The 17,424-nt window shown below is 71.0% G+C and carries 17 protein-coding genes; 4 read left to right on the forward strand and 13 right to left on the reverse strand.

Features of this window, described 5'->3' with window-relative positions:
- Complete coding sequence (pyrH, locus tag VV01_RS11065) at positions 1-732, reverse strand: UMP kinase (protein ID WP_050671875.1); 732 nt, start codon at positions 730-732, stop codon at positions 1-3.
- A 132-nt stretch (positions 733-864) separates the two neighbouring features.
- On the opposite strand from pyrH, the gene VV01_RS11070 reads away from it, so the two are divergent.
- Positions 865-2,151 carry a low temperature requirement protein A gene (locus VV01_RS11070; RefSeq protein ID WP_050669935.1) on the forward strand — a complete coding sequence of 429 codons (1,287 nt, stop codon included), beginning with the start codon at positions 865-867 and terminating at the stop codon, positions 2,149-2,151.
- Between the two features lie 18 nt (positions 2,152-2,169).
- Positions 2,170-3,198: an alpha/beta hydrolase gene (locus VV01_RS11075; protein WP_050669936.1), complete on the forward strand. Its 1,029-nt coding sequence runs from the start codon at positions 2,170-2,172 to the stop codon at positions 3,196-3,198.
- A 78-nt stretch (positions 3,199-3,276) separates the two neighbouring features.
- On the opposite strand, the gene tsf is transcribed toward VV01_RS11075, so the two are convergent.
- Together tsf and rpsB are read right to left on the reverse strand one after the other, a co-directional pair.
- Positions 3,277-4,104: a translation elongation factor Ts gene (gene tsf / locus VV01_RS11080; RefSeq protein WP_050669937.1), complete on the reverse strand. Its 828-nt coding sequence runs from the start codon at positions 4,102-4,104 to the stop codon at positions 3,277-3,279.
- Between the two features lie 48 nt (positions 4,105-4,152).
- A complete protein-coding gene (rpsB, locus tag VV01_RS11085) occupies positions 4,153-5,079 on the reverse strand; it encodes a 30S ribosomal protein S2 (protein WP_050669938.1) in 927 nt (308 codons plus the stop codon).
- Between the two features lie 270 nt (positions 5,080-5,349).
- Here rpsB and VV01_RS11090 point away from each other — a divergent pair, with 270 nt between their 5' ends.
- Positions 5,350-6,522, forward strand: a complete 1,173-nt coding sequence (locus VV01_RS11090; protein WP_071606353.1) for a pyridoxal phosphate-dependent aminotransferase — start codon at positions 5,350-5,352, stop codon at positions 6,520-6,522.
- A gap of 1 nt (position 6,523) precedes the next feature.
- On the opposite strand, the gene VV01_RS11095 is transcribed toward VV01_RS11090, so the two are convergent.
- A complete protein-coding gene (locus VV01_RS11095; protein ID WP_082220934.1) occupies positions 6,524-7,366 on the reverse strand; it encodes a DUF3152 domain-containing protein in 843 nt (280 codons plus the stop codon).
- A 157-nt stretch (positions 7,367-7,523) separates the two neighbouring features.
- Between VV01_RS11095 and VV01_RS11100 the strand changes: the two genes are divergently transcribed.
- Positions 7,524-8,018 carry a M23 family metallopeptidase gene (locus VV01_RS11100; protein WP_050669940.1) on the forward strand — a complete coding sequence of 165 codons (495 nt, stop codon included), beginning with the start codon at positions 7,524-7,526 and terminating at the stop codon, positions 8,016-8,018.
- A 1-nt stretch (position 8,019) separates the two neighbouring features.
- Here VV01_RS11100 and VV01_RS11105 read toward each other — a convergent pair whose 3' ends face one another.
- From VV01_RS11105 to lepB (VV01_RS24770), 9 genes are all read right to left on the reverse strand, one after another.
- Complete coding sequence (locus VV01_RS11105; protein WP_050669941.1) at positions 8,020-10,146, reverse strand: DUF3152 domain-containing protein; 2,127 nt, start codon at positions 10,144-10,146, stop codon at positions 8,020-8,022.
- A 21-nt stretch (positions 10,147-10,167) separates the two neighbouring features.
- Positions 10,168-11,067 (reverse strand): tyrosine recombinase XerC, encoded by a 900-nt coding sequence (locus VV01_RS11110; protein ID WP_050669942.1) that lies wholly within the window; start codon positions 11,065-11,067, stop codon positions 10,168-10,170.
- A gap of 45 nt (positions 11,068-11,112) precedes the next feature.
- A complete protein-coding gene (dprA, locus tag VV01_RS11115) occupies positions 11,113-12,240 on the reverse strand; it encodes a DNA-processing protein DprA (RefSeq protein WP_050669943.1) in 1,128 nt (375 codons plus the stop codon).
- A complete protein-coding gene (locus VV01_RS11120) occupies positions 12,237-13,772 on the reverse strand; it encodes a YifB family Mg chelatase-like AAA ATPase (protein ID WP_050669944.1) in 1,536 nt (511 codons plus the stop codon). Before VV01_RS11120 ends, dprA begins: the two co-directional genes overlap by 4 nt.
- Positions 13,769-14,155, reverse strand: a complete 387-nt coding sequence (locus VV01_RS11125; protein WP_050669945.1) for a YraN family protein — start codon at positions 14,153-14,155, stop codon at positions 13,769-13,771. The genes VV01_RS11120 and VV01_RS11125 overlap by 4 nt, the downstream gene beginning before the upstream one ends.
- Positions 14,156-14,267: 112 nt before the next feature.
- The gene (locus VV01_RS11130; RefSeq protein ID WP_050669946.1) at positions 14,268-14,591 is read right to left on the reverse strand and encodes a DUF2469 domain-containing protein; all 324 of its coding nucleotides are present in this window, start codon (positions 14,589-14,591) and stop codon (positions 14,268-14,270) included.
- Complete coding sequence (locus VV01_RS11135) at positions 14,588-15,322, reverse strand: ribonuclease HII (protein ID WP_071606354.1); 735 nt, start codon at positions 15,320-15,322, stop codon at positions 14,588-14,590. Before VV01_RS11135 ends, VV01_RS11130 begins: the two co-directional genes overlap by 4 nt.
- The gene (gene lepB / locus VV01_RS11140; protein WP_050669947.1) at positions 15,319-16,197 is read right to left on the reverse strand and encodes a signal peptidase I; all 879 of its coding nucleotides are present in this window, start codon (positions 16,195-16,197) and stop codon (positions 15,319-15,321) included. Before lepB (VV01_RS11140) ends, VV01_RS11135 begins: the two co-directional genes overlap by 4 nt.
- Positions 16,194-17,222: a signal peptidase I gene (gene lepB / locus VV01_RS24770; protein ID WP_331456437.1), complete on the reverse strand. Its 1,029-nt coding sequence runs from the start codon at positions 17,220-17,222 to the stop codon at positions 16,194-16,196. The genes lepB (VV01_RS11140) and lepB (VV01_RS24770) overlap by 4 nt, the downstream gene beginning before the upstream one ends.
- Positions 17,223-17,424 lie beyond the last annotated feature (202 nt).

Here is a 17,424-nt window from a genome sequence, read left to right on the forward strand (position 1 = left end):
TCAGGCCGGGGTGACCAGTGTGCCGATCCTCTCACCTTGCAGGGCTCGGGTGATGTTGCCCTCACCCTCCATCCCGAAGACGACCATCGGCAGCTTGTTCTCGGCGCCGAGTGCAAAGGCGGTCTGGTCGATGACGCGCAGCTCGCGCTCCATCGCCTCCTGGTAGGTGACCTCGTGGATCAGGGTGGCGGTCGGGTCCTTCTTGGGGTCGGCCGTGTAGACGCCGTCGACCCCGCTCTTGGCGACGAGGACGACGTCGCAGCGGCTCTCCAGCGCGCGCTGGACCGCCACCGTGTCGGTCGAGAAGAACGGCATGCCCATACCGGCACCGAAGATGACGACGCGGCCCTTCTCCATGTGCCGGATGGCACGGCGCGGGATGTACGGCTCGGCGACCTGGCCCATCGTGATGGCGGTCTGCACGCGGGTGTCGACGCCTTCCTTCTCGAGGAAGTCCTGCAGCGCCAGGCAGTTCATGACGATGCCGAGCATGCCCATGTAGTCGGCGCGCACGCGGTCCATGCCGCGGGTCTGCAGCTCGGCACCCCGGAAGAAGTTGCCACCGCCGATCACCACCGACACCTGCACCCCTGCTCGCGCGGCCGCGGCGATCTGCTGGGCGATGTCCTTGACGACGTCGGGGTCGAGGCCGATGCGGCCACCACCGAAAACCTCTCCGGAGAGCTTCAGCAGAACTCTCGTGTACGTCGTCCGGTCGGTCTCACGGGTCACGGCGCCTCCCAGCGGTGCTGCGTTGTGGGTCGACAGAGTCTTCCACATCAGCGGGGTGCCCTCGTCCAGCCCTACGCTGGGCCGGCCCCGCCATGACGAGTATCACCCGCCGACGGAAAGGACACGGCCAGCATGTCCTCGCCCACCGACGCCGCCGATGCGACGGCGCCCGCCAGTCTCGCCCACCGTCTGACGCCGATGCGCGGGCGCGACCCGCACGAGTCCGGCCGCGCCTCGACACCTCTGGAGCTGCTGTTCGACCTGACGTTCGCGGTGTCGTTCGGCAAGGCCGGCGAGCAGATGGCTCACGCGATCGCCGCCGGCCACCTCTCGGTCGCGCTCATCGGCTTCGGCATCGCGATGTTCGCCATCATCTGGGCCTGGATCAACTTCAGCTGGTTCGCGTCCGCGTACGACACCGACGACCGGGTCTACCGCGTCACCACCATGGTCCAGATGGTCGGCGTGGTGATCCTCGCCCTCGGCCTGCCCCGGCTGTTCACCTCGATCGAGCACGGCGGCCACGTCGACAACGTGGTGATGGTCGCCGGTTACATCGTGATGCGCGTCGCCATGCTCCTGCAGTGGCTGCGGGCAGCGCGCCAGTGCCCCGACGACCGGCGCGCCTGCCTGACCTACGCCGCCACGCTGGTGATCGCACAGGTCGGCTGGGTCGTCACGGCCGTCGCCGACATGTCGCTCGCGGCGTTCTTCGCCGCGGCCGTCCCGCTGTTCCTGATCGAGCTGTCCGGGCCGTTCATCGCCGAACGGCTCATGGGCGGCACTCCCTGGCGCGCCCACCACATCGCCGAGCGCTACGGCCTGCTCGCGATCATCACGCTCGGTGAAGGGGTCATCGGCACCGTCGCCTCGACCGGGGCCGTCACCGCCGACGGCTGGGACGCCGATGTCGCGTTCGTGGCGGCCGCCGGCATCGGGCTGACGTTCGGCATGTGGTGGATCTACTTCGTGCTCCCCTCGGGCGAGGTGCTCCACCAGCATCGGGAGCGCTCGTTCGGGAGGGGCTACGGCCACATGCTGCTGTTCGCCGCGATCGCCGCTGTCGGCGCCGGGCTGCACGTCGCGGGCTACGTCGTCGAGCACGACGCCGCCGTACCCGAGGCCGACTTCGTCCACCTCGGCACGCTCGGTGCTGTGGTCTCCATCGCTCTACCGGTCGGCGGATTCGTCCTGCTGGTGTACGCGCTGTACTCCTACCTCCTGCGCAGCGCGGAGCGCTTCCACGTGCTGCTGCTCATGCTCACGGCGTTGGCAATCGCCGGTGCGGTGTGGCTCGCCGCTGCCGGGGCCTCGCTCAGCCTGTGTCTCGTCGTCCTCACGCTCGCGCCGTTCGTCACCGTGGTGGGCTACGAGGCGCACGGCCACCGCCACCAGGCCCAGTCGCTCGCCCACCTCTGACCGCTGAAGGAGACCACCGTGCACACCGCCAGGATCCTCACCGCGACCGCCTGCGTCGCCGCTGCCGCGCTCACGCTGACCGCGCCCATGGCCTCTGCTGACACGCTTGCGACCCCGGCCAGCGGGCACGGCATCACCGTCACCGGCATGACCAGGGTCGAGGGGCTGCAGCGCACCTGGGAGGTGACCATGACCGACCCAGCCGTCGACGCTACGTACGCGACCCTGGACCACTCCCTGCGCGTGCGCATCACGCTCCCGGAGGGCTACGCAAGCTCGGGCCGGTCCTACCCGACGCTCTACCTGCTGCACGGCCAGGACGCCGGCGCCGACCAGTGGACGACGTCCGGCGACGCCGAGCAGATCACGGCCGGTCGTGACGTCATCGTCGTGACGCCGGAGGGCGGAAAGGCCGGCTGGTACACCGACTGGGTCAACGACGGCGCCCACCGGCAGGACTGGGAGCAGTTCCACGTACGCGACCTCGTGCCCTGGGTCGACGACAGCTTCCGGACCCTGGCCTCGAAGGAGCACCGCGCGATCGGCGGGCTGTCGATGGGCGGCTACGGCGCACTGCACTACGCGTTCGCGCACCCCGACACCTACGGCCACGTCTCGGCGTACTCCCCCGCCGCCGACACCGAGGACCAGGCCATCCGCACAGCCGTCGTCGGCAGCGTCACCCTGCAGGGCATGGGTCTCGGCGACGGACCGTTCGGCAGCCCCGTGTGGCCGTTCGACGGTGCGTGGAAGGCCGCCAACCCCGTCCGCCACGCCGACCAGCTGCGCGGCACGAGCATCTCGCTGTACGCCGGCGACGGGCTCGGCAGCGACCCGCTCGAGAGCAACCTCATCGAACGCTTCGCCGGCAACTCCACCCATACGCTCGCGAAAACCCTTGCTGCACAAGGGATCCCGCACTACTGGGAGATGTACGGCCACGACGTCTCAGCCGGCGGCTACACCTGCACCGGTGGCCACAACTGGGGCTGCTGGAAGATGTCGTTCAGCAAGGACATCGGCCGCATCATGAACGCCATCGGCTGACGCGGCCCACCGTACGGCGAACGCCGGCCGCTCCCCGAAGGGAACGACCGGCGTTCGGTGTACGACAGCGTCAGACGCTCAGACGCCGACCTTGAAGCGGACGAAGCCGACCACCTCGGCGCCGGCCTCCTCGGCGACCTTGGCGATCGTCTTCTTGGTGTCCTTCGCGAACGGCTGCTCCAGCAGGACGTTGTCCTTGAAGTAGGAGTTCACGCGGCCCTCGATGATCTTGGGCAGAGCCTGCTCGGGCTTGCCCTCCTCCTTGGCCGTGGCCTCGGCGACGCGACGCTCGTTCTCGACCGTCTCGGCGTCGATCTCGTCACGGGACAGCACGGTGGGGCTGAACGCCGCGACGTGCATCGCGATGTCGCGGGCCACCGACTCGTCGCCACCCTTGAGGGCGACGAGCACACCGATCTGCGCAGGCAGGTCGGGGCTGGTCTTGTGCATGTACGAGACGACGGTGTCGCCCTCGAGACGCGCGACGCGCTTGAGCTCGATCTTCTCGCCGATGGTGGCGTTGGCCTCGTCGAGCACCGTCTGCACGGTCTTGCCGTCGAGGTCGCTGGCCAGCAGCGCCTCGTTGTCGGCAGCCTTGACCGCGACGGCCTGGTCGAGCACGCGCCCGGCCAGCTCGACGAACTTCTCGCCCTTGGCGACGAAGTCGGTCTCGCAGTTGACCTCGACGAGCGTGCCCACGCCGTCCTCGACCTTGCCGGCCACCAGGCCGTTGGAGGCCGAGCGGCCCTCACGCTTGGTGACGCCCTTCAGACCCTTGACGCGCAGGATCTCGGTGGCCTTGGCGCTGTCGCCGTCAGCCTCGTCGAGAGCCTTCTTGACGTCGAGCATGCCGGCACCGGTCTGCTCGCGCAGGGCCTTGATGTCAGCGGCGGTGTAGTTCGCCATGAGTGTGCGTTGCTCCTTCGTGGAAGAGTCAGCGGTGATGGACCGGGCTCAGGCGCCCGCGGTCTCGTCGGCGGCCTTGACGGTCGCCTCCTCGACAGCAGCGGTCTCCTGGGTCGGGGCGGCGGTGTCGACCGCAGCGGTCTCGGCAGCGGCGGCCTCGGTGGTCGCGGTGTCCGTGGCAGCAGCGGTGTCGGCAGCGGCGGCGTCGGAGGCGAGCAGCTCGCGCTCCCACTCGGCCATCGGCTCAGCAGCGGCGTCCTCGGTCGCGTCGCCCGACTTGCCCTGCGAACGGGCGATGAGGCCCTCGGCGACGGCGTCGGCGACCACGCGGGTCAGCAGGGTGACGGAACGGATCGCGTCGTCGTTGCCCGGGATCTTGTAGTCGACCTCGTCGGGGTCGCAGTTGGTGTCCAGGATCGCGATGACCGGGATGTTGAGCTTGCGCGCCTCGGTGACGGCGAGGTGCTCCTTCTTGGTGTCGACGACCCAGACGGCCGAGGGGACCTTGGCCATGTCGCGGATACCGCCGAGGGAGCGCTCGAGCTTGTCCTTCTCGCGCTTCATCACCAAGAGCTCCTTCTTGGTGCGGCCCGAGCCGGCGACGTCGTCGTAGTCGATCTCCTCGAGCTCCTTGAGGCGAGCGAGACGCTTGCTGACGGTGTTGAAGTTGGTGAGCATGCCGCCGAGCCAACGGTGGTTGACGTAGGGCATGCCGACGCGGGTGGCCTGCTCGGCGATGGACTCCTGCGCCTGCTTCTTGGTGCCGACGAACAGGATCGTGCCGCCGTGGGCAACGGTCTGCTTGATGAACTCGAACGCGTCGGCGAGGTAGGTCAGCGACTGCTGGAGGTCGATGATGTAGATGCCGTTGCGCTCGGTCATGATGAAGCGCTTCATCTTCGGGTTCCAGCGGCGGGTCTGGTGTCCGAAGTGGACGCCGCTCTCGAGGAGCTGGCGCATGGTGACGACGGCCATGGTGGCGGTCTGCCTTTCGTTGTGATTCCAGTTGTTCTCACGCCCACCGGTGGTGGTCGTGAAGCCTGGCGTCCTGACCCGTCCCTCCCGTGACGACTGGCTGGTCGTCGCGGACTGCGGGGAGCGTGGCCCCGGCCAAAGGCAGCCGGAGAAGAACGCGCGAATTCGACCCGCCTGAACCCATCAGGAGATGTGGACACACGAGTCGTGCCTCCAGGGTACGGGATGGGCGTCCTGACGCGGAAATCGCAGCCGGTTAGCCTCGCAGCCATGAGCAGTCCCCTGGTGAGCCGCATGCAGGGCTTCGGCGCCACGATCTTCGGTGAGATGTCCCTGCTGGCCGCACGCACCGGCGCGATCAACCTCGGTCAGGGCTTCCCGGACACCGACGGTCCTCGTGAGGTGCTCGAGGCCGCCCGCTCGGCCATCGCCGACGGCGTCAACCAGTACCCACCGCCCACCGGGCTGCCCGTGCTGCGCGAGGCGGTCGCCGCCCACCAGCAGCGGTTCTACGGGCTGTCCCCCGACCCCGGCACCGAGGTGCTGGTGACGGTCGGGGCGACCGAGGCCATCGCCGCAGCGGTCCTCGCCCTGTGCGAGCCGGGCGACGAGGTCGTCACGTTCGAGCCCTACTACGACTCCTACGCCGCGACGATCGCCCTCGCCGGCGCCACCCGGCGTACCAGCGTGCTGCGCTTCCCCGACTTCGCGGTCGACGAGGAGTCGCTGCGTGCGGCGTTCTCCTCACGCACCCGGCTCGTCCTGCTCAACACGCCGCACAACCCGACCGGCAAGGTGTTCACCCGCGCCGAGCTGGAGCTGATCTGTGAGCTCGCCCGCCAGCACGACGCGTACGTCGTCACCGATGAGGTGTACGAGCACCTGACCTTCGACGGCGCGCAGCACGTCCCCGTCGCGACGCTGCCCGGCATGGCCGAGCGCACCATCACGATCAGCTCCGGTGGCAAGACGTTCGCGACCACGGGCTGGAAGGTCGGCTGGCTGACCGGCCCCGCCGAGCTGGTGAGCGCCTGCCGCACCGTCAAGCAGTTCCTGACCTACGTCGGCAGCGGCCCGTTTCAGCCGGCGATCGCCGTCGGGCTCGGGCTCGACGACGACTACTTCGACGGGTTCGCGGCATCGCTGCAGGGCAAGCGCGACCTGCTCGTCCGTGGTCTGCGTGACGCGGGGCTCGATGTCAGCACGCCCGCGGGCACGTACTTCGTCATCGCCGACGCCGCAGGGCTGATGGACAAGTACGGCGTGAGCGACGCGGTCGACCTCTGCTGGCAGCTGCCTGAGCGCGCCGGTGTGGTCGGCGTCCCGGTGTCGGTGTTCCACGACGATGCCGAGGCAGCACGGACGCTGGTGCGGTTCGCGTTCTGCAAGAAGGACGACGTGCTGCACGAGGCCGTACGCCGGCTGCGCACCCTCGCGAGCTGACTCAGCCCTTCGAGACGGTCGGGAAGGCGTTGGCCTTGCAGCCGCCGAGGCCCATCGACTGCTGCAGCATCACCGGCGCGACCTGGCCCGCGCCGGGGCACTGCGCGTGGGGGTGGCCCAGCTCGTGCCCGACCTCGTGGTTGATCTGGTACGTCCGGTACGGCTCGACCCGGCCCTGGTACGACGGGGTGGCCTCGACCCAGCGGCGGTAGCTGAGCACGGCGTGGTCCTTGTTGGCGCACGACCACAGACCGCCGGTGTCGAGCGGCGCGCACATCTGGTCGACCTTGTCGGGGCTCACGAGGGAGATGACGACATCGGGCCGTACGCCACTCGCCCGCTGCTGTGGTGTCACCTGCACGAACCGGATCTTGTCCTGTCGCTGCCACCCTCGCGGGTCGCGCAGGACCCGACCGACCGTCGCGCCGACCTCACCGGTGTCGATGGACAGTCCGCCCTCGACCTCGAGCGCGTAGGTGACCTGGCGTCCGGCACCGGTGGAGTCCGCCCCCGGCACGAGGACCGGCTTGAGGGTGCCGTCACCACGGTCCGGCACCGACGAGGTCGACGCGCCGGCGCTCGCGCTGCTCGCGGACGTGGGGCGGGCGCTGGGCGATGTGCTCGACGCGGACGTGGAGCCGGCCGGGGGCGTCGCGCTCGTGCGGGTCAGTGACGCTTTCGGAGGCGTGATCGCCGCGGCGCTGTCGTCATGCAGCAGCCCGAGCACCGAGCTGCCGACCGCCAGAAGGACCGCGACGGCCGCGATCGCACGGCGCACCTTGACGCCGGGGTCGCCGGTGACCGGGCGGCCCGACGGGCGCGGCTGCGACGGCCTGCTGGTCATGTCGCGGAGTCTAGGAACGCGGCGCGCGCAAGCGTGGGACGCTGCCCGTCATCGCTGCTCGTGTCGCTGTCCACAGGTCGGCTCATCCGGCCGCATCCTCCACAGCCTGATCCGCGCCGCTGGCCCGGTCGCCGACCGCAGGTCAGGCTCACCGTTCATGGACGTCACTGGCTGGTCCGCCCTGCTCACCGTCGCCGCGGCGGCGCTCGGCGCGCCTGACCGCCCCGCACCCGCGCACGGCTACGTGTGGCCGCTCGAGCCGACACCGGCCGTCGTACGCCCCTTCGAACCTCCGCCGCAGCCCTGGTCGGCCGGCCACCGTGGCGCCGACCTGCTCGGCACGCCGGGCCAGTCCGTGCGCTCGGCGGGAGCGGGCACTGTCGTGTTCTCCGGCGTCATCGCCGGCCGCGGCACGGTCTCGGTCGAGCACGCCAACGGCTGGCGCACGACGTACGAGCCGCTGTCGTCACGCGTCCAGGTCGGCTCGACCGTGGCGGCGGGGACGACGATCGGCACGCTCGAGGCGAGCGACGCAAGCCACTGTGCTCCGCGTACGTGTCTGCACTGGGGACTGCTGACCGGACCCAGGGCGTACCGAGATCCGTTGCTGCTGCTGGGAGCTCGTCGTCCGGTGCTGCTCCCGATGGCCTGACCTAGCCGTCGGCCTCGACGGGCCAGGGCCATGCCTTGCACCCGGCCATGTCCTCGGTCTGCAGCATCATCACCGGTGCGTACAGTCCAGGGCCCGCGCACGACGCGTGAGGACGCCCCAGCACGTGGCCGATCTCGTGGTTGACCAGGTAGGTCCTGAAGCCATCGAGATCGCCTCCGTAGGAGTCCGGGGCACTCTGCCAGCGTTCGAGGCTCACCACGGCCAGGCCGTCGCGTCCACAGGAGTACTCACCGTTGGAGCGGGCCGGGCCGCACTGCCGCTGCAGTGCACTCGGGCTCCCGATCAGGATGCGCACGGTCGCCTTGGCGCCGGAGGCGATCTGCGCAGGCGTCACCTGGCGGAACTGCACCTCACCCAAGCCCTGCCAGCCTCTGCGGTCACGCAGGACCTCGCCGACCTTGCGTGCGATCTCGGCCTGCTCAGCACCAGCCGCACGATCGATCTCGAGCGAGTAGGTCACCACCCGGCCCGACGCCGGGGTGTCGCTGCCGGGCACGAGGACCGGTGCCAGACCCGCGGCTGCAGCGGTCGACGGCGAGGCCGCGTTCGGGCGCATCTGCCTCGGCGCAGTCTGCTGCGGGTTGCGCAGACCCTGGTGGACCACGTAGCCACCCACGCCGGCGACGGTCAGGACGAGGGCCCCCGCGAGCAGACCCCGGCCCAGACCCGGACGGGTGAAGTCGTCGCGCGCGTCGTAGGGGCGGTCGTCGTCGACGAAGCCATCGCCATGAGAGGGGTCACGAGCCTGGAGCGGCGTGCCGGCGGCGGCTCCGGCGTACGCAGTCGCCCCCGTCGTCTCCTCACCCGCCTCCCGGGTGCGAGCCGAGACCGCTCCGGAGCTCACCGGTTCGGTCGAGGAGAGCGCAGTGAGTCGCGACGACGGCGACGTCGTACGACGCGGTGTGTAGATCTGGGTCGAGTCCTCCTCGTCCCAGGCCGGCGCCGCGGGGACAGGAGTCGTCGGGGTCGGCTGCTCGGTCACGGCGTCAGCTCGCGGTGCGGGCCGGAGCCGGGGTGACCGGTCGTCAGCTGCGCCCGCGTGGCCGACCGGCACCAGACGTGTCTGCTCCTCGCCCTCGTCCACGTCGACAAGTCGCGTCAACGTCGGGAGAGATCCCCACGGGGCCCTGATGCTGTTGCTGCCGAGGATCGGCATCGGCATGCTCGTCGCGGCCGCCGTGACCTTCGACGGACGCGCGAACGCGGACGCCGGAGACGAGCCACGCGCGGGCTGTACGTCCACCAGGGGCACGTTCGGGCCGGGCTGGTCGTCCTCCGGCTGGTCCTGCTCGGCGACGCTGGGCGACAGCCGGGAGTCGGCGCCGGCCGGGCCGACGGGCTCGGGGTCGCGCACGTCCGGCACCGAGTCCGGTCGCGCCGCGAGGTCAGGAGACCACCGGGTCGCACTCGCTCGACGCGGCAACGGCGCGGAGTCCGAGGACGCCGACAGCGGCCGGACTCGCGCACGTACCGACGAGCCGGCGGGTGAAGACGTGCGCAGAACGCTGGTCGGAGGATCGTCGTCGACGGCCGGCGCAGCGGCACGGCTTGCTGGTTCGCGATAGACGCTCCACGGGGTCTCGGGGCTGTCGGTCCCGACAGTCGCGTGCGACGAGGTCGTGGTCGGTGGTGCCGGCCGGACCTCGCTCGCCGGGCCGGCGTACGGCGCGACTGGATCGTCCCGCTCTGCCGCGGCGAACCAGCGGTAGGACGAGGACCCGCCTGGCGACGGTTCGACGACCGCGCCGGAGGTCGGCCGCTCGATCGGCCTGGTCTCCACCGGCTGTGCGGTGTGCTGGATCGCGTCGATGGCACGCGTCGCCCGCCGCAGCGCGTCGGCCTGCGGACCGGCGACGCTGCGAGCGCGGTCGGTGACCGGAACGGTCGGGCGCGTGCCGAGAGGGCGGGCGAGCCCCGACGGTGGTTGCCACGGCCCACCGAGCAGCAGCCCGGTGTCCAGGAGAGGCGTGTGTGGCCGAGCCACGGGTCGGAGGAGGACCGGGGTGAGCCCCTGGGCGACGGTCTGCTCGCCGGGAGCCGGGAAGATGCGGACTCCGGGCTCCGAAGACGCCCCAGCACCCTGCTCGGGGCTCCAGGCGTCATTCACACCGCGCAACCCTAGAGGAACTCACGCCCTCGGGTGGGCCTGCCGGAACGATCTTCTGAGCCGGTCGGCCGACACGTGCGTGTAGATCTGGGTCGTCGCCAAACTCGCGTGACCGAGGATCTCCTGGACCTGGCGCAGGTCGGCACCGCCCTCCAGCAGATGTGTCGCAGCGCTGTGTCGCAGCCCGTGAGGGCCGAGGTCGGGGGCGTCGGCCACATGAGCGAGCAGCCGGTGCACCACCTCACGCACCTGGCGGGCGTCGACGCGGCGACCGCGGCGGCCGAGGAACAGCGCGGGCCCGCTCGCCTCGGTCACGAGCGCCGGACGTCGCGCGAGCCAGCGCTCGAGCGCCGCAGCGGCAGGAACGCCGAACGGCACCGTCCGCTCCTTGTCGCCCTTACCGATCACCCGAACCAGTCGCTCGGTCAGGTCGGCGTCGTCGATGTCGAGGCCGGTCAGCTCGCTCACCCGGATACCGGAGGCGTAGAGCAGCTCGAGCATCGCGACGTCGCGAGTACGCACGGGGTCCTCGTCGTCGGCGGCCACCGCCGCGACGTCGAGCAGCTGGACGGCCTCCTGCTGCTTGAGCACTCCTGGCAGCGTGCGCGAACGCCGAGGGGCCACCAGCCGCAGCGCCGGGTCCTGGTCGGTGAGCCCGGTGCGGGTCGCCCAGGCGAAGAACGTCCGCACCGTCGCACTGCGACGCGCGATCGTCGAACGTGCGGCACCTGCGGCGTCCATCTCGGCCAACCAGGAACGCAGGTCGAGAAGCCCGACCTGCCGCCAGCTCGTCACGTCCCGCTCCTGCAGGAAGTCGGCCAGCGCGCGCACGTCTCCGAGGTAGGCACGCACGGTGTGGTCGGACCGACCGCGCTCGGAGCGCAGGTGGCGCTCGAAGTCGCGCAGAGTGGTCGGGTCCATGGTCGAGACCGTAGTCGGCGTGCCGGGACGCAGCTCCGCCCGTCGTCACGGCGTGTCCGGTGCGACCTTGCGCCAACCGCCTGACCAGCGCTCAGCCATCCCCCGCAGGTTGAGCTCACCGAGCGCCGCCATCACCTCAGGGGCCGTGAGGCCGGAGGTGTGGGCGAGGCGGTCGACGGTCCCAGGTCGCACGGTGGGCAAGTGCTCCCACAGACGGCGGGCCGGACCTTCGAGGTCGTCCTCGGGACGGTGCTCGCCTCGCCGCACCGGAGCGAGGTCCTCGCCGATCACGCCGAGGAGCTCTGCGACCTCTGCGGCATCGGTCACGAGCTCGGCCCGGTGGTCACGCACCAGCTGGTGCGTGCCGGCGCTGGCCATCGAGGTGACGGGCCCGGGGACGGCGCCGACCGGTCGCTCGCACTCGAGGGCGTGGTTGGCGGTGTTGAGCGACCCCGACCGCAGACCCGCCTCGACCACAACTGTCCCGAGTGCCATGGCGGCGATGAGGCGGTTGCGCGCGAGAAATCGGGTGCGGATCGGCGCCGCGCCCGGCGGCACCTCACTGATGACCGCTCCGCACAGGAGGATCTGGTCGAGCAGCCGGGCATGGATGGCCGGATAGGCCCTGTCCACCCCACAGGCCAGCGCCGCGATCGTGATGCCCTCGGCGGCGAGCGCTCCCCGGTGCGCGGCGGCGTCGATCCCGAACGCCGCGCCCGACACCACCGTGAAGCGTCGTTCGACCAGGCCGGAGGCGATGTCGGCAGCGACGCGGGTGCCGTACGCGGAGGCGTTGCGCGCGCCGACGACCGCGGCGCTGCGACGGGTCGCGTCGGCCAGGTGCGCCCGTCCGCGTACCCACAGACAGTGCGGTGGCCGAGCGAGGTCGTCCAGCCCGGCCGGCCACTCGTCATCGCCGGGGAAGACCAGTCGCGCACCGGCGAGCCGAGTGGCACGCAGCTCGCGCTGAAGGTCGAACTCGTCCAGCCGTCCCGTGGCCGCCCGACCGATCCGGTCGGCTCCGGCGCGCAGGCGAGTGAGCGCCTCGACGTGCCCGTGCTCCGCGAGCAGGGGCGCAGCCTGGTCATCAGCCGGCTCGACGAGCCGAGCCCAGGTGAGGCGGGCGACCTTGTCAGGGTCAGCCGCGATCTGTGCGGCGGTGTCGGCGTTCATGCCGCCTCCAGCGCCGGCGCGCGCAGCCCCAGCGCCTGCATGAGCTGCTGTGGTCCGGGGCGGGCACTCTCGTCGAGATCACTCAACGTCCACGCCAACCTCAGGACCCGGTCGTAGCCCCGCAACGTGAGCGCACCGCTCTCGAGAGCGGAGTCGATCAGCCTGGTCGTGGGCGCAGGGAGCCTCCACTCCCCCGAACGCAGTACCGGACCGGGCACCTGGCTGTTGAGCCGCCACGGCCGTCCGCGCCATCGGTCCTCCTGACGTTGTCGTGCCTCGACCACCCGGGCCGCGACCGACGCGGACGGCTCCCCTGGACCGGCGCGCAGCGCCGCCTTGGTGACGGGGTGAACCGTGAGGTGCAGGTCGACCCGGTCCATCAGCGGGCCGGACAGGCGGGCGAGGTAGGTGCGCCGCCGCAAGGGTGAGCACGTGCAGTCGGCGCCTTTGCCGAACGCCTTGCCGCACGGGCACGGGTTGGCGGCGAGCACGAGCTGGAAGCGCGCGGGATAGCTGACGTTGCGGTCGGCGCGGGCGATGCTCACACGGCCGGCCTCGAGCGGCTGCCGCAACGCGTCGAGCACGTCACGACGAAACTCCGGCGCCTCGTCCAGGAACAGCACTCCGCTGCTGGCTCGAGAGACCGCCCCGGGACGCACTCGACCCGAGCCGCCACCGATGATGGCCGCCATCGACGCACCGTGGTGCGGCGCGACGAACGGCGGGCGCTGCACGAGCACCGAGTCGCTGAGCACACCGAGGACCGAGTGAACCGCTGTGACCTCCAGCGCCTCGGACCGCCTGAGCCCAGGCAGCAGTCCAGGCAGCCTCTCGGCGATCATCGTCTTGCCCGCGCCTGGTGGTCCGAGCATCGACATGTGGTGACCTCCGGCCGCCGCGACCTCCAGTGCGAAGCGCGCCTCCGGCTGACCCGCGACATCCGCGAGGTCGGGCTGCGTGCCCTCGTCGGGCGGGAGCGGGGTGACCGGTTCGTCCTCGGACAGCACGCCGCCACGCGCGATCGTGACGTAGCGGTGGACCAGCTCGTCCAGGCGCCGGACGGCGATCACCTCGACACCGTCGACCAGCGCCGCCTCGGCCGCGTTGGCTGCTGCGACCGCAACGGTGCGGACACCGGCGTCCGCGGCTGCGAGCACGGCGGGCAGAACGCCGGGCACAGGGCGCACGGCGCCGTCCAGCCCGAGCTCACCGATGTGGACGACCTCCGCCACGACGTCGGGCGGGACCGTGCCGCCCGCGGTCAGCGTCGCGATGGCGATGGCGAGGTCGAACCCGGCCCCCTGCTTGGGCAACGAGGCCGGCGACAGGTTGACGGTGATGCGCTGCTTGGGCAGCGGCAGGTTGCAGTTGCCGAGTGCGGCACGAACTCTGTCCGGTGACTGGGCGCACGAGGCATCCGGCAACCCGCTGACGGTGAAGGTGGGCAGGCCGCTCGAGACGTCGGCCTCGACGGCGACGACCCGGCCCTCGATCCCGGTCACCGCGACCGCCCGCGTTCGTCCCAAGGTCATGCCGTCACGTCCTCGACGTGGGTGACCCGCGCCGGTCCGCTGCGCGGCCGCTCGATGCCGATCACGTCGACGCGTACGGCGTCCGCGTGCGTCTCGTGCTCATGCAGCCAGGCCGCCGCGAGCCGACGCAGCCGCGACGCCTTCGCCCACGTCACTGCGGCGAGCGGACCCCCGAACTGTGAGGACCGTCGTGTCTTGACCTCGACGATCACCACACAACGTTCGCGCTCGTCGTACGCGACGATGTCGATCTCACCGGCGGCGCAGCGCCAGTTGCGCTCGAGGACCCTCAGGCCCTTGTCCTGCAGGAACCGCACCGCCACCTGCTCGCCGTACCGGCCCACTGCTTGTCGTGCCGCGCCCGAACCCGTCTGGGTCGCCATCGGACCACCTCCTGGGAGGAGGGTGGCCCGGGCCGTACCGGCGCGGCCACAGGCGGTCGCGCGTCTGTGCAGGAACCGGCGCCGGAGGCGGGGATGTGGATGAACCCGCCCGTCAGCGTGGGAAGGTCTCGCCCTTGGGGAACTCCAGGTCGGACTTGGTGATGTCCTCGATGTTGACGTCCTTGAACGTGATCACGCGGACCTTCTTGACGAAGCGCGCCGGGCGGTAGACGTCCCACACCCACGCGTCGGTCATCCGGACGTCGAAGTAGACCTCACCGCCATCGCTGCGCACCTGCAGGTCGACCTCGTTGCACAGGTAGAACCGCCGCTCGGTCTCGACGACGTGCGTGAACAGGCCGACCACATCGCGGTACTCGCGGTAGAGCTGCAGCTCCTGCTCGGTCTCGTACTTCTCCAGGTCCTCGGCACTCATGCGAGCTCCTCCACCACTTCGACCATCATCGTCGCGTCTTGTGCACCGTCCGGCACGGTCGGACCGACGGGCTGCACGAACCGTTTCCAGGAGCGCCGGTGATACTCGCACGTGCCGTGCTCGTCCAGCGCCGCCAGGTGGTCGGGTGCCGAGTAACCCTTGTTGCCGGCCCAGCCGTACACCGGGTACCTCTCGCCGTACGCCGTGATCATCGTGTCGCGCTCGACCTTGGCGAGCACGCTGGCGGCGGCCACCGACGAGCACTTCATGTCGGCCTTGATCATCGTCATCACCGGCGGCGTCGCCGGCGCGTCACCGACGAGGCCGAGCAGCCCCTCACGCGCCGGGTCGGTCAACCAGTCGTGGTTGCCGTCGAGGATGACCAGGTCCGGTACGACGGTGAGCTGGGTGAGTGCGCGTGTGCCGGCCAGTCGCAGGCAGGCCATGATGCCGAGCTCGTCGATCTCGGCCGCCGACGCGTGGCCGACCGCATGGTCCACGGCCCACCGCTGCACCTTGGGCACCATCCGCTCACGGGCCGGCTGGCTCAGCAGCTTGGAGTCCTTGACGCCCTGCGGGACGGTCCGGGTCGCCTCGTCGATGACGACCACGCCCACCGAGACCGGGCCGGCGAGGGCACCGCGTCCGACCTCGTCCATCCCGGCGAGGACCCGATGCCCCTCACGCTGCAGGGATCGTTCGACACGCAGGCTGGGTCGGCGGCTCGTCACGGCGCAGGCACCTTCGCGAAGACCTCGTGCTCGGACTTCACCCCACCGAAGCGGCCCAGCGGCCACACGACCGCGACCGCCTTGCCGGTGACGTTGGCCTCGGGCACCGAGCCCTTCTGGCCGCCGCTGCCCTGGTCGTGGCCGCGGGAGTCGAAGGAGAAGGCGCGGTTGTCGCCCATCAGCCACAGCCTGCCAGCCGGGACCGTGATGTCGAAACGTTCGTTGCTCGGCTTCTGGCCGGCACGGACGTAGGGCTCGGTGACGGGCACGCCGTTGACCGTGAGGCGGCCGCCCTGGTCGCAGCAGACGACGCGGTCGCCGGGCAGACCGATGATGCGCTTGACCAGGTGCTGGTCGCCCGCGGGATAGAGACCGACGAACTGCAGCCCCTTCTTGACCGCACCGCTGAAGCCGTTCTCGACCGGCTCGGGACCGAGCCAGTGGTCGGGGTCCTCGAAGACCACGACGTCACCGCGCTTGAGGTCGCCGGTGCTGCCGGGGAGCTTGTTGACGATGATCCGGTCGCCGGTGATGAGGGTGTCCTCCATCGACTCCGACGGGATCCAGAACGGCTGGACCAGGAAGGTCTTGACCAGGAACGCCAGCGCCACCGCGATCGCCGCGACGACGGCGTACTCGCGCAGCCGGTGCATGAGGGTCGGGCGGTCCTCGTCCTGCGAGGTCGCACCCGTGCCGTCGGTGTCGCTGCTCGCGCCGCCGGGGGCGGCGGAACGCTCCGAGGACGGCGACCCGGGCTCAGCGCCGGCGTCAGCGGCCCGTCGCTCGGCCCGGGAGGCGGGAGTGGGGTCGTCGGCCGCGGACTCGTCTGATGCGAGCTCGGGATCGGTCGGGCGACCGGTGGCGTCATCTGTCACGGAGTGGGCACCTTGTCGAACGTGGTCGGGTAGTCGCTGAGCCATTCCATCCTGCCAAGTGGCCAGACGATCGACACGGCGCGCCCGGTGATGTCCTTGACCGGCACCGAGCCCGTCGCGCCCGTGCCGTCGTCGTGGAACCGGGAGTCGCTGGAGTCCGAGCGGTGGTCGCCCATCACCCAGACCCGTCCCTCGGGGACCCGGATGTCGAACCGCGCCTCACTCGGCGGATCACCCTCGAACACGTAGGGCTCGTCGATCGCCTGGCCGTTGACGGTCAGACGCTTCTGCTTGTCGCAGCAGACGACGTGATCGCCGGGCAGGCCGATGACCCGCTTGATGAGGTGGTTGTCACCGGCCGGGTAGAGACCGACGAACTCCAGACCGCGCAGCAGCGGGCCCGGCTCGGGCGGGTCCTCCTCGAGCCAGTGGTCGGGATCCTTGAAGACCACGACGTCGCCACGCTTGAGGTCGAACGGCCCTGGTGTGAGCTTGCTGACCACCACGCGGTCGCCGCGGATCAGCGTGCTGTTCATCGACCCCGAGGGGATCCAGAACGGCTGCATCAAGAACGTCTTGACGACGAGCGAGAGCGTCATGGCGATCGCCGCCACGATCAGCAGCTCACGGGCCAGCAGGAAGGCCCGCCCGTGGCGGGGCTTCTCGGGCTCGGGCTCCTCCGCAGGGTCGTCGTCGGTGTCGTCCGGTCCACCGCTGGGTACGCCGACTGCGGGCCCGTCAGCGGGCGGTGCCGCACCGCCGGTGCCGCCTGCGACCGGCGCAGCCGCCGCGTCCCGATCGGGCACCGGAGCCACGGGGGCGCGGCGCGCGGCGGGCAACGGGTGCGCCTCGTCGGTCGCCGGAGTGACGTCGATGCCGAGTGCGTCTCCGCGCGAGATCTCGACGGTGGCGTTGTCGTGGACGGGGTCCCACCGCGGGATCGGGCGGGTCACGTCGTCGCGCACGGGCTCGTGACGACGGATCTCGACCGTCTCGGTGACGTCGTCCTCACCGGACGCCGTCACGGGCGTGACGGGAGTGCGGGGCGCCTCGTCGGCGGCCCGCCGTGCGCATGGCAGCTCGACCGACGTCCGCCGAGCAGTCTCAGGCGGCGTCGCGGACGGGGCGGGTGACGTGGGCTCGGCTGACGGCGCAGGAGCAGGTGGCGCCTCGGAGGGCGGCGGGAGACGACGCAGGCGGGCAGCGCCCCCGCCCGGCCGATTGCCG

This window comes from Luteipulveratus halotolerans (assembly GCF_001247745.1).
Taxonomy (GTDB): Bacteria; Actinomycetota; Actinomycetes; order Actinomycetales; family Dermatophilaceae; genus Luteipulveratus; species Luteipulveratus halotolerans.